Genomic DNA, 14,270 nt, shown 5'->3' with positions numbered 1-14,270 from the left:
GGGAGGGGCGGATCAGGTGGCGTCCAGGGTCACCGTGAAGGAGAAGCGGTCGCCCCGGTAGTTGATGACGGCCACGTCCAGGGCCCGGCCGTCGGTGTCGTACGTGACCCCCGTGTAGTGCAGGATCGGGCTGAGCAGCGGCACCTGGAGCAGGCGGGCCGTCTCCGGGTCGGCGAGCCGCGCCTCCACCGTGTCCGTGATCCGGCTGATGTCCACCCCGACGGCGTCGCGCAGCACCTTGGTCATCGGCCAGCGCACGAGGTCGTCCAGGTCGATCCGGGCGGCCAGTTCGGGACGGACGTAGTTGCGGGCGTGGTTGGTCGGTTCGCCCGTCTTCTCGTCGCTGCGCAGCCGGTGGTAGGCCGCCGCCTCGGACAGGTCCGGGAAGTGTTCGGCGACCTCGGCGGGTATCGGCGCCAGGCCGTGTTCCAGCAGCTCGGTGGTCATCCCGGACTGCTGGGCCACGATCGCGTCCACCGAGCCCAGCAGGCGGACCGGGGCGCCCCGCCTGGCGTCGGGTTCGATGAACGTGCCGCGTCGGCGGTGACGGGTGATCAGCCCCTCCTCCTCCAGCTCCTTCAGCGCCTGCCGCATGGTCAGCACGCTCACCCCGTAGTGCCCGGCCAGCTGTTCCTCGGTGGGCAGGCGCAGCGGGTCCTGCGGCGAGCGGCCGAGGATCGAGGCGCGCAGCGACTGCGACACCTGGTACCAGAGCGGCAGCTTGCGGTTCAGGACGATCGAGTCCGGAGCGAAGGAGGTCACGGGCTATCCGTACCTGTCGGAACAGGTTCAGTGCAACGGCCGGAAGTGACGCTCCAGGCCCTGCCACACGTCGTCGTAACCCTGCTGCAGGTGCTCCGCCCGTGCCGCCTGGGGCGTCAGGGACACCGGCCAGCGGGTTTCGAACATGAAGGCGAGACCGTCGTCGATCTTCTGCGGACGCAGGTCCGCGGCGCTCGCCCTCTCGAACGTCTCCCGGTCGGGGCCGTGCGCCGACATCATGTTGTGCAGCGATCCCCCGCCCGGCACGAAGCCCTCCGCCTTCGCGTCGTAGGCGCCCTCGATCAGGCCCATGTACTCGCTCATCACGTTCCGGTGGAAGTACGGCGGCCGGAAGGTGTCCTCACCCACCAGCCAGCGCGGGGCGAAGACCACGAAGTCCACCCCGGCGAGGCCGGGGGTGTCGCTCGGGGACGTCAGCACCGTGAAGATCGACGGGTCCGGGTGGTCGTAGGAGATGGTGCCCATCACGTTGAAGCGGCGCAGGTCGTAGACGTACGGCACGTGGTTGCCGTGCCAGGCGACGACGTCGAGCGGCGAGTGGTCGTAGGTGGCCGACCAGAGGTTGCCGCAGAACTTGTTCACCACCTCCACCGGCCCCTCGACGTCCTCGTACGCGGCGACGGGCGCGCGGAAGTCCCGGGCGTTGGCGAGCCCGTTGGCGCCGATCGGGCCGAGGTCGGGGAGCTGGAAGGGGGTGCCGTAGTTCTCGCACACGTAACCGCGGGCGGTCTCCTCGAGGAGCTCCACGCGGAAGCGCACCCCGCGGGGGATCAGCGCGACGTGGCCCGGCTCCGCGTGCAGCAGTCCGAACTCGGTGCGCAGCAGCAGCCCGCCGCGCTCCGGGACGATCAGCAGCTCGCCGTCCGCGTCGCCGAAGACGCGGTCCATGGAGGAGGTGGCGTGGTACAGGTGCACGGCCATGCCGGTGCGCTGGGTGACGTCGCCGTTGCCGCCCAGGGTCCACAGGCCGGCCAGGAAGTCGGTGCCCTCGCCGGGCTCCGGCAGCGGGTTCCAGCGCAGGCGGTTGGGGTCGGGCACCGTCTGGGTGAAGGGCGCGGTGCGGATCGCTCCGTTGGCCGTGCGGGTGAACGCCGGGTGGGCGGCCGACGGGCGGATCCGGTACAGCCAGGAGCGGCGGTTGTGCGCCCGCGGCTCGGTGAACGCCGTACCGCTCAGCTGCTCCGCGTACAGCCCGAGCGGTGCGCGCTGCGGCGAGTTGCGGCCCTCGGGCAGGGCGCCCGGGACCGCCTCGGAGCTGTGCTCGTTGCCGAAACCGGAGAGGTATTCCAGTCCCTCGGCGGTCTTGCGCGCGTCCCCGCTCATGTTCGCTGCTCCCTTGCGACGTGATTCCTATGGGTCACCGTAGGATTGCGTTTTCCCCGGCGCAAGGGGGCCGCGTGATCTCGGACCGGGTGTTTCCGGCCGTCGTCGTCCCCCGGTGCTCTCCTCCGCGCCGTCCTCCTCTCGGCGGAGGACGCGGAACCCGACTCCAGGTGGATCCGGGAGATCGGACCGGTGTTCTACGCTCCCCGGCATGTCGTGGACGCGGAGACTGAGCACCGCGCTCGCGGTCTGTGTCGTGCTGCTGGCCGGATCCGCGGGCTGTGGGTCCCGTGACGCCCAGGGGCGGGACGGGGGGTCGCCCTCGCCCGTCGGCGAGCTCCTGGACGAGCGGGACGAGGAGGGGAGGCCCTACCGCGAGGTGGGCGGCGAGGGCGCGCCCGAGGTCGGCGTCGAGGTCACGCCCGACACCGACGGCGACTGGGACGTGCGGCTGACCGTGCGGAACTTCCGCTTCTCGCCCGAGGGGACGGGCCGGCGGGCGGCGGCCGGCCGGGGCCTGGCGCACCTCTACGTGAACGGCCGCCTCGTCGCGGCGCTGCGCACCCCCGAGTACCGCCTCTCCGCCCACTTCGTCCCGCGCGGCACGCACCAGGTCACCGCCCGCCTGTACGCCGACGACGGCTCGGTGTGGGCCGTGGACGGGGAGCCGGTGGAGAGCACGGCCGACATCACGGTGTCGGAGCAGGACCCGAGTGCGGATCCGAGTGCGGGCGCGAACGCGGGACCGGCCGCCGCGGTGGGCGGAACGGACCGCCGGAGCCGTACCGGAGGGCGAGGTTCACCGGAGGATGCCGAAGGGGCATCATGAGTGCCGTGCCCCACGCGACATCGCTCCGCCGAGCGCCTGTGCAGCGGCGCAGCGCCGAACGGCTGGCCCGGATCCTCGACGCCTGCGCCGAGCTCCTCGACGAGGTCGGCTACGACGACCTGAGCACCCGCGCCGTCGCGCAGCGCGCCGGTGTGCCCATCGGCTCCGTCTACCGCTTCTTCGGCAACAAGCGCCAGATGGCCGACGCGCTGGCCCAGCGCAACCTGGAGCGCTTCTCGGAACGCGTCGGCGAGCGCCTCGAGGACGCCGGTGACCGGGGCTGGCGGCACGCCATGAACGCCGTGATCGACGAGTACCTGGACATGAAGCGCACCGCGCCCGGGTTCTCCCTCGTCGACTTCGGCAACCAGATCCCGGTCGGCACCCGCCGGGCCGAACCCAACCACCGCGTCGCCGGCCGCCTCACCGACCTGCTCTCCGGCTACCTGGGCCGCGAGGCCGCCGACGAGGACCTGCGCCGCACCTTCCTGGTCGCCGTCGAGACCGCCGACGCCCTCGTCCACCTGGCGTTCCGGACGGCGCCCGAGGGGGACGAGAAGGTCATCGCGGAGCTGCGGGAGATGCTGGGCGCCTACCTGGCGCGGGTGCTGGACTGAGCGCCCCCGCGGCCGGTTCCGCACCCCCGTCCGCGCCAGGCCCTCCCCTCCGTCCATACCGGTCGGTATGCTCGGCTCGTCCGTGAGTCACCGTGCCGCCGTACCCGGGAGGTCCCGTGTCCCGCACCGCCCTTCGTATCTGCCCCCTGTGCGAGGCCACCTGCGGCCTGGTCCTCACCGTCGACGACGGCCGGGTCACCGGCGCCCGCGGCGACCGCGACGACGTCTTCAGCAAGGGGTTCGTCTGCCCCAAGGGCGCCGCCTTCGGGGCCGTGGACTCCGATCCCGACCGGCTGCGCACCCCGCTCGTCCGCGTGGACGGCGAGCTGCGCGAGGCCACCTGGGAAGAGGCGTTCGACGCCGTGGCCGCCGGGATCCGGACGGTCGCCGAGCGGTACGGCCCGGACTCCGTCGGCGTCGTCCTCGGCAATCCCAACGTCCACACCGTGGCCGGCGCGCTCTACCCGCCCGTGCTGCTCGCCGGGCTCGGCACCCGCAGCCTGTTCACCGCCTCCACGGTCGACCAGATGCCCAAGCACGTCTCCAGCGGGCTGCTCTTCGGCGACGCGAACGCGATCCCGGTACCCGACCTGGACCGCACCGACCACCTGCTGCTGATCGGCGCCAACCCACTGGAGTCCAACGGCAGCCTGTGCACCGCCCCCGACTTCCCCGGCCGGCTCAGGGCGCTGAAGGCCCGCGGCGGCACCCTCACCGTCGTCGACCCGCGCCGCACCCGCACCGCCCGCCTCGCCGACCGGCACGTCGCCGTCCGCCCCGGCACCGACGCCCTGCTGCTCGCGGCGATGGCGCACGTCCTGTTCGACGAGGGCCTCGCCGATCCGGGAGACCTGGCGCCGCACCTCGACGGGCTCGACGAACTCCCGGCGGCGCTCGCCGACTTCACGCCCGAGGCGGTCGCCGGCGCCTGCGACGTCGACGCGGCCGTCGTCCGCACCCTCGCCCGCGAACTCGCCGCCGCCCCCACCGCCGCCGTCTACGGCCGCATCGGCAGCTGCACCGTCCCGCACGGCACCCTCGCCAGCTGGCTCGTGGACGTCCTCAACGTCCTCACCGGCAACCTCGACCGGCCCGGCGGCGCCCTCTTCCCGCAGGCCGCGACCGACAGGACGCCGCGCCCCGCCGGACCCGGCCGCGGCTTCGCCCTCGGGCGCTGGCACTCCCGGGTGCGCCGGCACCCCGAGGCCAAGGGCGAACTGCCGATCTCCGCCCTCGCCGAGGAGATCGACACCCCCACCGACGAGGGCGAGCCGATCCACGCCGTCATTGTCGTTGCCGCCAACCCGGTCCTGTCCGCCCCGGACGGCGAACGGCTCGACAAGGCCCTCGGCTCCCTCGACTTCATGGTCAGCGTCGACCCGTACCTCAACGAGACCTCACGGCACGCCCACGTCGTCCTGCCGCCGCCCCCGCCCGCGCAGAGCCCGCACCACGACTTCGCCTTCAACACCCTGGCCGTACGCAACCAGGTCCGCTACACCCGCCCCGCCGTCCCGCTGGAGCCCGGACGGATGGCCGAGACGGAGATCCTGGCCCGGCTGGTCCTCGCGGCGACGGGCATGCACGGCGCCGACCCCGCCGGTGTGGACGCCCTGGTGATCGACCGGACCCTCGGCAAGGCGGTGAAGGAACCCCACTCCCCGGTGCACGGCCGCGACCCGAAGACGCTCGCGGACCTGCTGACCGGTGAGAACGGCCCCGAACGGCGACTGGACATGATGCTGCGCCTCGGCCCGTACGGTGACGGCTTCGGCGCCGACCCGGACGGGCTCACCCTCCAGAAGCTGCTCGCCCACCCGCACGGCATCGACCTCGGACCGCTGCGCCCGAGGCTGCCGCAGCCGCTGCGGACCCGCAGCGGGAAGGTGGAGCTGCTGCCGGAACCGATCGCCGCCGACCTCCCGCGGCTGCGCGCCGCCCTGGACGAGCGCCCCGGCGGACTCGTCCTCGTCGGCCGCCGCCACCTGCGCTCCAACAACAGCTGGCTGCACAACGTGCCCGTCCTCACCGGCGGCTCCAACCGCTGCACCCTGCACCTCCACCCCGAGGACGCCGAACGCCTCGGCGTACGGGACGGGGAGCCGGTGCGCGTCAAGGGCGCCGGGGGAGAGGTGACCGCGCCCGCCGAGGTCACCGACACGGTGCGCCGGGGCGTGGTGAGCCTGCCGCACGGCTGGGGACACGACCGGCCCGGCACCCGTACGCGGCACGCCGCGGCCGACCCCGGGGCCAACGTCAACCAGCTCCTGGACGGCGGCCTCCTCGACCCGCTGTCGGGCAACGCCGTCCTCAACGGGATCCCGGTCGAGGTGGCCCCGTTGACCGCCGCCGTGACCGAAACGTTCGAGGCGCTGACCTGAGCAAAGCCGTGACCTGGGGTTTTGCGCTTATTGCTCGCACGTCAACGTCTTGTTAACGCAGCTTTGCGGCACCTAACGTCGTCGCACCGCCGGCCCTGGTGGGATGTTCAAGGGCGAACGTTAGGTGTCCACTCATGCTGACCATCCTCGGCTTCGCCATGATCGCGACCTTCCTGGTCCTGATCATGGTGAAGAAGATGTCGCCGATCGCGGCGCTCGTGCTGATCCCCGCGCTGTTCTGCGTGTTCGTCGGCAAGGGCGCGCACCTCGGTGACTACGTCATCGACGGCGTGTCCAGCCTCGCCCCCACCGCGGCGATGCTCATGTTCGCGATCGTCTACTTCGGCGTGATGATCGACGTCGGCCTCTTCGACCCGATCGTTCGCGGGATCCTCCGGTTCTGCAAGGCGGACCCGATGCGGATCGTCGTCGGCACCGCGCTGCTCGCCGCGATCGTGTCGCTGGACGGCGACGGGTCCACCACCTTCATGATCACCGTCTCGGCGATGTACCCGCTGTACAAGCGCCTGAAGATGAGCCTGGTCGTGATGACCGGCGTCGCCGCCATGGCCAACGGCGTGATGAACACCCTCCCCTGGGGCGGCCCGACGGCCCGTGCCGCCACCGCGCTGAAGCTCGACGCGAGCGACATCTTCGTCCCGATGATCCCGGCCCTGCTGGTCGGCCTGCTGGGCGTGGTCCTGCTGGCGTACGTGCTCGGCCTGCGGGAGCGCAGGCGGCTGGGCGTGCTGACGCTGGACGAGGCGCTGGTCGGGGAGGAGGCGGAGCGGACCGAGGCGGTTCTCGTCGGCGCGGGCGGCGGTGCCGGCAGCGGCGGGAGCACCACGGCGGCCGGCGGTTCCGGCGCCGGCACGGACGCCGGCGCCGACGCGGAGGACGACGACTTCCGGGGCCTCGACCCGAACCGCCCCACCCTGCGTCCCGGGCTGTACTGGTTCAACGCGCTGCTCACGGTCGCCCTGCTCACCGCGATGATCATGGAGTGGCTGCCGATCCCGGTGCTGTTCCTGCTCGGCGCCGCGCTCGCGCTCACCGTCAACTTCCCGCACATCCCCGACCAGAAGGCCCGGATCGCGGCCCACGCCGACAACGTCCTGAACGTCTCCGGCATGGTCTTCGCCGCCGCCGTCTTCACCGGCGTCCTCCAGGGCACCGGGATGGTCGACAGCATGGCCGAGTGGATGGTGGACGTCATCCCCGAGGGCATGGGCCCGCACATGGCCCTGGTCACCGGCCTGCTGAGCCTTCCGCTCACCTACTTCATGTCCAACGACGGCTTCTACTTCGGTGTCCTGCCGGTGCTCGCCGAGGCCGGCGCGGCGCACGGGGTCTCCCCGCTGGAGATGGCCCGCGCCTCCCTGGTCGGCCAGCCGCTGCACATGTCCAGCCCGCTCGTCCCCGCGGTGTACGTCCTGGTCGGCATGGCCAAGGTCGAGTTCGGCGACCACACGCGGTTCGTGGTGAAGTGGGCGGCCCTGACCTGCCTGCTGATCCTCGCGGCCGGAATCCTGTTCGGGACCATCTGATCCCGGCTCAGCCGAGAACGCTCCAAGGAGGACCCGATCATGGCGCCCGGTGGGAACCGCGGCTGGCTGCTCCGCCTCGTCATCGCCTTCGGCTTCGCGCAGGGGGCGGTGTCGATGGCCCGGCCCGCCGTCTCCTACCGGGCGCTCGCGCTGGGGGCGGACGAGCAGGCGGTCGGCGTGATCGCGGGCGCGTACGCGCTGCTGCCGCTGTTCGTCGCCGTACCGCTCGGCCGGCGCACCGACCACGGCCGCTGCGCGCCCCTGCTGCCGGCCGGCGTGGTCCTCATCTCCGGCGGCTGCGCGCTGAGCGGGCTCGCGGACTCCCTGTGGGCGATGGGCCTGTGGAGCGGGGTGATGGGCCTCGGCCACCTCTGCTTCGTCATCGGCGCGCAGTCGCTCGTCGCCCGCCAGTCGGCGCCGCACGAACAGGACCGCAACTTCGGCCACTTCACCATCGGCGCCTCCCTCGGCCAACTGGTCGGTCCGATCGCGGCGGGCGCGCTGATCGGCGGCTCCGACATGGCCGGCACCAGCGCGCTCGCCCTGCTGGTGGCGGGCGCGGGCGCGGCGGTCGCCTGCACCTCGCTGTGGCGCATCGAGCAGCCGGCGCCGGCCGTCTCCCGCGCGGCGCCGGGCGAGCGCGTCCCGGTCGGGCGCATCCTGCGGGCCCGGGGCGTTCCGGCGGGCATCCTCATCAGCATGGCCGTGCTGTCCGCGACCGACATCCTCACCGCCTACCTCCCCGTGGTCGGCGAGCACCGCGGCATCGCCCCGTCGGTCGTCGGCCTGCTGCTCAGTCTGCGGGCCGCGGCCACCATCGCCTGCCGGCTGGTCCTCACCCCGCTGCTGCGGCTGCTCGGCCGCACCGTGCTGCTGACGGTGACGTGCCTGCTGGCCGCGGTGCTCTGCGCGGGCATCGCGGTGCCGGTCCCGGTGTGGGCCCTGGCCCTGATGCTCGCGGTGCTCGGCTTCTGCCTGGGCGTCGGCCAGCCGCTGTCGATGACCACGGTGGTCCGGGCCGCCCCCGCCGACGCCCGCTCCACGGCCCTCGCCCTGCGCCTGACCGGCAACCGCCTGGGCCAGGCCGCCGCTCCCGCGGCGGCGGGCCTGATCGCGGGAGCGGCGGGCGCGGCGGCGCCGTTCGTGATGCTGGGCGTCCTGCTCCTGCTGTCCTCGGGCGTCGCCCTGCGCACCCCCTCCGGTCCGACGGGGGACCGGCCGTCCGGCCGGAGGCCCACCCGCGACCGCTCCCGGTGCCGTACGACCCGCTGAGCGGCGACCGTGGGCGCTCACGTGCTGACAGGATGGCGGGACCACGCGCGCGTACGGGGCCGCACGCCGAGGGCCGGACGCCGTACGCCCCACGAGAGGAACCCCATGCTCACAGTCGTCCTGTCCGGTGTGCTCCTGGTCGTCATCGGCGGATGCGCCTGCGTCGTCTGGGCGGCGCGGGGCGGCCCGCGCTGGGCGCGCGGCGTGGCGAGGGCGACCCTGCTGGCGGGCGAGGTGCTCCGGGTGATCCGTCCGCGCGCGGGCGCGCGGAGCGGATCCACGACCGACTCCGACGGCGGGGAGGGCTGACGCGGAGCAGGGGAGGGGTTTGCCGCCCCACGCGCTGAATCCTGGCGTCCGCTTTCTCGCGGATCGGACGAAGTGCCGAGATCCCGTCCCGTGTCTTCCCCCGGCCGCCTACATTCCGTTAGCTTCCGTGACTCACACGCCCCGTACGACCCGCACGGGGCGTCCGACCGCGGAGCACCAGCGCCCTGATGAGCCCCCGGGGGCACCCTCATGACACGCGCCATCTCCCTGCACGACGTGAGCAAGGCCTACACGCAAGGCGTCCGCGTGGTGGACCGGTTGTCGCTGGACATCGCGCCGGGCGAGTTCCTCGTCCTGCTCGGCCCGTCCGGCTGCGGCAAGTCCACCGTGCTCAGGATGATCGCCGGCCTGGAGGACATCGACGAGGGACAGCTCTTCCTCGACGGGGAATACGGCAACGACCTGCCGCCCTCCGGCCGGGACATGGCGATGGTGTTCCAGAACTTCGCCCTGTACCCGAGCATGACCAGCCGCGACAACATCGGCTTCCCGCTGCGCATCGAGGCGCCCGGCACCGACCCGGCCCCGCGCGTGGACGCCACCGCCCGCATGCTGGGCATCGAGGACCTGCTCGACCGCTTCCCCGCCCAGCTCTCCGGCGGGGAGCGCCAGCGGGTCGCCATGGGCCGGGCCATCGCCCGCCACCCCTCCGCCTTCCTGATGGACGAGCCGCTGTCCAACCTGGACGCCAAGCTCCGCAACCATCTGCGCGCCGAGATCTCCCAGCTCACCCGGGAGCTGGGCGTCACCACCGTCTACGTCACCCACGACCAGTCCGAGGCGATGTCGCTCGGGGACCGCGTCGCCGTCCTGCGCGGCGGAGTCCTCCAGCAGGTCGGCACCCCGCGCACGGTGTACTCGCTGCCGAGCAACGTCTTCGTCGCCGCCTTCATCGGCACCCCGCGCATCAATCTGCTGCGCGGTCTGGTCCGCGCCCCGCTCGACGGGGCGATGACCATCAGCCTGGGCAAGCAGTTCCTGCGGCTGCCCGAACCCCTCTGCCTGGACCACCAGTTGCTGCGCGTGCAGCAGGGCCGCGAGGTCATCGTGGGCCTGCGCTCCGAGGCCGTCCGCATCGCCAAGCCCGCCGCCGCCCGCCCCGGAGAGGTGGCGCTCACCGGCCTGGTGGAGCACGTGGAGTTCCAGGGCCACGAGGTCCTCGTCCACTTCAACACCGGCTCCCGCCCCGCCGTCGTCCCCGAGCTGGAGGCGCCGCGCCCCCGCCCCGGCCGGCCCGCCCGGCGGCGCCGCGAGGGCACGGTCCTGGAACGCCTGCGGGAGCGGGCCGGCGCGTTGCGCGCGGGGCCCGTGGCGACCCTGGACCGGCCCGAGCGGGCGGAACCGGCGCCCGCCTCCGCCGAGCCGCGCGTGCCGGGCGACCTCATCGTCCGCACCACCCCCGACATCCGCCTCCGGCACGGCATGCAGGTGCCGCTCCTGGTCGATCTCGCCCACCTGTTCGTCTTCGACCAGCACGGCGAACGCATCTGCCCGAACCCGGAGCGCCTGCCCGATCTGGAGGAGTGACACCGGCGCACGGCCCGATCATGGGGTGGGGCGTCCGCTCCCGGAGGCCCCTCTGGCGCAGAAAAACTAACGTCGCTAGTTTATGTGCCGGACGACGACGCCCCCTCGGAGGAAGCGCGATGAAGGCATACGACGGCATGTACATCGACGGCTCGTGGCGCCCCGCCGCCGGACCGGACGTGATCGAGGTCGTGGACCCGGCCGACGAGCAGGTGATCGCCACGGTCCCCGCGGGCACCGTGGAGGACGTCGACGCCGCCGTGCGCGCCGCCCGCGCCGCCCTCCCGGCGTGGGCCGCCACCCCGCCCGCCGAGCGCGCCGCCCGCCTGACCGCCCTCCGGGACGCGCTCGTGGCCCGCCAGGACGAGATCGCCCGGACGGTGACCGCCGAACTCGGCGCGCCCCCGAAGCTCGCGCAGACCGTCCACGCCGGCCTGCCGGTCGCGGTGGCGGGTTCGTACGCCGAGCTGGCGGCCGCGTACGCCTTCGAGGAGAGGACGGGCAACTCCACGGTCCTCCACGAGCCGGTCGGCGTGGTCGGTGCGATCACCCCCTGGAACTACCCGCTCCACCAGATCGTCGCCAAGGTCGCCCCCGCCCTCGCCGCCGGCTGCACGGTCGTCGTCAAGCCCGCCGAGGACACCCCGCTGACCGCCCGGCTCTTCGCCGAGGCGGTGCACGAGGCCGGGGTCCCGGCGGGCGTGTTCAACCTCGTCACCGGCCTCGGTCCGGTGGCCGGCCAGGCCCTCGCCGAGCACCCGGACGTCGACCTGGTCTCCTTCACCGGCTCCACCGCCGTCGGCCGCCGCATCGGCGCGATCGCCTCGGGCATGGTGAAGCGGGTCGCCCTGGAACTCGGCGGCAAGTCCGCCAACGTCATCCTGCCGAGCGCCGACCTGGCCCGCGCGGTCAACGTCGGTGTCGCCAACGTCATGTCCAACTCCGGCCAGACGTGCAGCGCCTGGACCCGCATGCTGGTCCACCGGGACCGCTACGACGAGGCGGTGGAGCTCGCCGCGGCCGCCGCCGCGAAGTACGGCGACCGCATCGGCCCGCTCGTCAACGCGGGACAGCGGGAGCGCGTGCGCGGTTACATCGAGAAGGGCGTGGCCGAGGGTGCCCGCCTGGTCGCCGGCGGCCCCGAAGCCCCGCGCGAGAAGGGCTACTTCGTCAGTCCGACCGTCCTCGCCGACGTCACCCCGGAGATGACCGTCGCCCAGGAGGAGATCTTCGGCCCGGTCCTGTCCGTCCTGCGCTACGACGACGAGGAGGACGCCCTGCGCATCGCCAACGGCACCGTCTACGGCCTGGCCGGCGCCGTCTGGGCCGGCGACGAGGCGGAGGCGGTGGCCTTCGCCCGCCGGATGGACACCGGCCAGGTCGACATCAACGGCGGGAGCTTCAACCCCCTCGCGCCCTTCGGCGGTTACAAGCAGTCGGGCGTGGGCCGCGAACTCGGCGTGCACGGCCTGACCGAGTACCTCCAGACCAAGTCCCTCCAGTTCTAGGGGAGTCGTATCCGTCATGGCTGTCCGCGCCGCCGTTCTGCCCGCCGTCGGTTCACCGCTGGAGATCACCGGCATCGACCTTCCCGAACCCGGTCCCGGCCGGGTCCGCGTCCGGCTCGCCGCCGCCGGGGTCTGCCACTCCGACCTGTCCCTGTCCGACGGCACCATGCGCCTGCCGGTCCCGGCCGTCCTCGGCCACGAGGGCGCGGGGACCGTCGTCGCCGTCGGCGAGGGCGTCACCCACCTCTCGCCCGGTGACGGCGTCGTCCTCAACTGGGCACCTTCCTGCGGCACCTGCCCCGCCTGCGCACGCGGTGAGGTCTGGCTGTGCGCGGGCGCCCTGGACGGCGCCGCCGAGGTGCACGCCCGCCGCGCCGACGACGGCACCGAGCTGTACCCCGGGCTGAACGTCGCCGCGTTCGCCGAGGAGACGGTGGTGCCCGCGTCCTGCGTCCTGCCCGCCCCGGACGGCGTCCCGCTCGCCGACGCCGCCCTGCTGGGCTGCGCCGTGCTCACCGGCTACGGCGCGGTCCACCACTCCGCCGGGGTGCGACCGGGCGAGACGGTCGCCGTCTTCGGCGTCGGGGGAGTGGGGCTCGCCGCGCTCCAGTCGGCCCGTGTCGCCGGCGCGTCGACGATCGTCGCGGTCGACGTCTCCCCGGAGAAGGAGGAACTGGCCCGGTCGGCGGGGGCCACCGACTACCTGATCGCCTCGGACACCACCGCCCGCGAGATCCGCGCCCTCACCGGCAAGCAGGGCGTGGACGCCGCCGTCGAGTGCGTCGGCCGGGCGAGCACCATCCGCACGGCCTGGGACTCGACCCGGCGCGGCGGCCGCACCACGGTCGTCGGCATCGGCGGCAAGGACCAGCGGGTCACCTTCAACGCCCTGGAGATCTTCCACTGGGGCAGGACCCTGTCCGGCTGCGTCTACGGCAACTCCGACCCCGCCCGGGACCTCCCGGTCCTCGCCGAGCACATCAGGGCGGGCCGCCTCGACCCGGGCGCCCTGGTGACCGAACGGATCACCCTGGACGGCATCCCGGCCGCCTTCGACACCATGCTCGCCGGCAAGGGCGGCCGCGCCCTGGTGGTCTTCTAGAGCGCGGCCGCCGGAGCCCGGTCCGGGGCGGCCGCGTCACGCCGGCCCGGACGTCCGGCCGGCCCGCGGCTCCCCGGTCTCCTGCCGGGAGGCCGGCGCCGCACCCGGTCCCGTCCCCGCCCGGGAACGGGACCGCGACACCGCCACGCCCGCGAGGCACAGGACGCCGCCCACGAGCGTGAGCGGCCCCGGCACCTCGCCGAGCGCCAGCCACGACATCAGCACCACCAGCGCGGGCACCGCGTACGTGGTCGCCCCCATCCGGCTCGCGGTGGTCCGGGCCAGCGCGTAGGCCCAGGTGGTGAAGGCCAGGGCGGTCGGGAAGACGCCCAGGTAGACCATGTTGAGCGTGGCGGAGACGGGCGCGTCGGCGGCCTCCCGCACGAGCTGTCCGGCGAACGGCAGGCACGCCACCGCCCCGACCAGACACCCGTACGTCGTCACCTGCAGGGGACTCGCCGCACCCAGCGCCGGCTTCTGCGCGACCACCCCGGCCGCGTACGCCACGGCCGCCAGCAGGCACAGCACCACCCCGAGCACCGAGGCCCCGCCCTCGCCGGACATCGACAGCCCCACCGTCACCGCACCGGCGAACGACACGGCCATCCCCGCCAGCAGCCTCGGCGGCGTCGCGTCCCCGAGCAGCCGGGCACCGAGCAGGGCGATGAGGATCGGCCCGATGTTCACCACCAGGGCGGCCGTACCGGCGTCGACCTGCTGCTCGCCCCAGTTGAGGGCCACCATGTAGAACCCGAACCAGAGCAGCCCCGATATCAGGATCCCCCGCCACGCCGACCGGGGCGGGGGCCCCTCGCGCCGCAGCAGACAGATCGCCCCCAGCGTCAGGGCACCTGCCAGCAGCCGCCCGAGGGCGAGCGCCCCCGGCGAGTACGCGGCCCCCGCACTGCGGATCGACACGAAGGCGGAGGCCCACAGCACGACGGTGACACCGGCCGCGCCGGCGGCGAGCACCTCCGCACGGCGGGCGGGACGCGGGAGGGAGACGTTCATCATGCTCCTGACGGTTAGGAGGGGAGAAGGCGGGAAGCCC

At 73.6% G+C, this 14,270-nt stretch carries 12 protein-coding genes; 9 read left to right on the top strand and 3 right to left on the bottom strand.

The annotated features are described in order from the left end of the window. Positions 1-12: 12 nt before the first annotated feature. Together FHS37_RS24165 and hmgA are read right to left on the bottom strand one after the other, a co-directional pair. Positions 13-762, bottom strand: a complete 750-nt coding sequence (locus tag FHS37_RS24165; protein ID WP_184824716.1) for a GntR family transcriptional regulator — start codon at positions 760-762, stop codon at positions 13-15. A gap of 27 nt (positions 763-789) precedes the next feature. Further along, positions 790-2,106 (bottom strand): homogentisate 1,2-dioxygenase, encoded by a 1,317-nt coding sequence (gene hmgA, locus FHS37_RS24160; RefSeq protein ID WP_184824714.1) that lies wholly within the window; start codon positions 2,104-2,106, stop codon positions 790-792. Positions 2,107-2,317: 211 nt separating this feature from the next. Between hmgA and FHS37_RS24155 the strand changes: the two genes are divergently transcribed. The 9 genes from FHS37_RS24155 (at position 2,318) to FHS37_RS24115 (ending at position 13,219) form a co-directional block, all read left to right on the top strand. Then, on the top strand, positions 2,318-2,935 hold the full coding sequence (locus FHS37_RS24155; protein ID WP_184824712.1) for a hypothetical protein: 618 nt from the start codon (positions 2,318-2,320) through the stop codon (positions 2,933-2,935). Further along, positions 2,932-3,552: a TetR/AcrR family transcriptional regulator gene (locus FHS37_RS24150; RefSeq protein WP_184824710.1), complete on the top strand. Its 621-nt coding sequence runs from the start codon at positions 2,932-2,934 to the stop codon at positions 3,550-3,552. The genes FHS37_RS24155 and FHS37_RS24150 overlap by 4 nt, the downstream gene beginning before the upstream one ends. 116 nt (positions 3,553-3,668) lie before the next feature. Continuing rightward, positions 3,669-5,933: a molybdopterin-dependent oxidoreductase gene (locus tag FHS37_RS24145; RefSeq protein ID WP_184824708.1), complete on the top strand. Its 2,265-nt coding sequence runs from the start codon at positions 3,669-3,671 to the stop codon at positions 5,931-5,933. Between the two features lie 134 nt (positions 5,934-6,067). Further along, entirely contained in the window at positions 6,068-7,480 is a 1,413-nt protein-coding gene (locus FHS37_RS24140; protein WP_184824705.1) for a CitMHS family transporter, read from the top strand. Positions 7,481-7,519: 39 nt separating this feature from the next. After that, complete coding sequence (locus tag FHS37_RS24135) at positions 7,520-8,752, top strand: MFS transporter (protein WP_184824703.1); 1,233 nt, start codon at positions 7,520-7,522, stop codon at positions 8,750-8,752. 105 nt (positions 8,753-8,857) lie between these two features. Next, positions 8,858-9,061, top strand: a complete 204-nt coding sequence (locus FHS37_RS24130; RefSeq protein ID WP_184824701.1) for a hypothetical protein — start codon at positions 8,858-8,860, stop codon at positions 9,059-9,061. Positions 9,062-9,271: 210 nt separating this feature from the next. Beyond that, positions 9,272-10,609 carry an ABC transporter ATP-binding protein gene (locus FHS37_RS24125; protein ID WP_184824700.1) on the top strand — a complete coding sequence of 446 codons (1,338 nt, stop codon included), beginning with the start codon at positions 9,272-9,274 and terminating at the stop codon, positions 10,607-10,609. Between the two features lie 119 nt (positions 10,610-10,728). Next, complete coding sequence (locus tag FHS37_RS24120) at positions 10,729-12,117, top strand: aldehyde dehydrogenase family protein (protein ID WP_184824698.1); 1,389 nt, start codon at positions 10,729-10,731, stop codon at positions 12,115-12,117. A 16-nt stretch (positions 12,118-12,133) separates the two neighbouring features. Continuing rightward, complete coding sequence (locus FHS37_RS24115; RefSeq protein ID WP_184824696.1) at positions 12,134-13,219, top strand: Zn-dependent alcohol dehydrogenase; 1,086 nt, start codon at positions 12,134-12,136, stop codon at positions 13,217-13,219. Positions 13,220-13,255: 36 nt separating this feature from the next. Here FHS37_RS24115 and FHS37_RS24110 read toward each other — a convergent pair whose 3' ends face one another. Beyond that, positions 13,256-14,233, bottom strand: coding sequence for a DMT family transporter (locus FHS37_RS24110; protein WP_184824694.1), 978 nt, complete (start codon positions 14,231-14,233; stop codon positions 13,256-13,258). Positions 14,234-14,270 lie beyond the last annotated feature (37 nt).

Source organism: Streptomyces griseomycini (assembly GCF_014203535.1).
Taxonomy (GTDB): domain Bacteria; phylum Actinomycetota; class Actinomycetes; order Streptomycetales; family Streptomycetaceae; genus Streptomyces; species Streptomyces griseomycini.
Note: the sequence above shows the minus strand (reverse complement) of the source record. Positions and strands in the feature narration are given on the sequence as shown.

Coding starts and splice junctions, on each gene's coding strand:
- hmgA (WP_184824714.1), bottom strand. CDS start 2,106: ATGAGCGGGGACGCGCGCAAGACCGCCGAGGGACTGGAATACCTCTCC.
- FHS37_RS24140 (WP_184824705.1), top strand. CDS start 6,068: ATGCTGACCATCCTCGGCTTCGCCATGATCGCGACCTTCCTGGTCCTG.
- FHS37_RS24155 (WP_184824712.1), top strand. CDS start 2,318: ATGTCGTGGACGCGGAGACTGAGCACCGCGCTCGCGGTCTGTGTCGTG.
- FHS37_RS24135 (WP_184824703.1), top strand. CDS start 7,520: ATGGCGCCCGGTGGGAACCGCGGCTGGCTGCTCCGCCTCGTCATCGCC.
- FHS37_RS24120 (WP_184824698.1), top strand. CDS start 10,729: ATGAAGGCATACGACGGCATGTACATCGACGGCTCGTGGCGCCCCGCC.
- FHS37_RS24125 (WP_184824700.1), top strand. CDS start 9,272: ATGACACGCGCCATCTCCCTGCACGACGTGAGCAAGGCCTACACGCAA.
- FHS37_RS24115 (WP_184824696.1), top strand. CDS start 12,134: ATGGCTGTCCGCGCCGCCGTTCTGCCCGCCGTCGGTTCACCGCTGGAG.
- FHS37_RS24130 (WP_184824701.1), top strand. CDS start 8,858: ATGCTCACAGTCGTCCTGTCCGGTGTGCTCCTGGTCGTCATCGGCGGA.
- FHS37_RS24150 (WP_184824710.1), top strand. CDS start 2,932: ATGAGTGCCGTGCCCCACGCGACATCGCTCCGCCGAGCGCCTGTGCAG.
- FHS37_RS24110 (WP_184824694.1), bottom strand. CDS start 14,233: ATGATGAACGTCTCCCTCCCGCGTCCCGCCCGCCGTGCGGAGGTGCTC.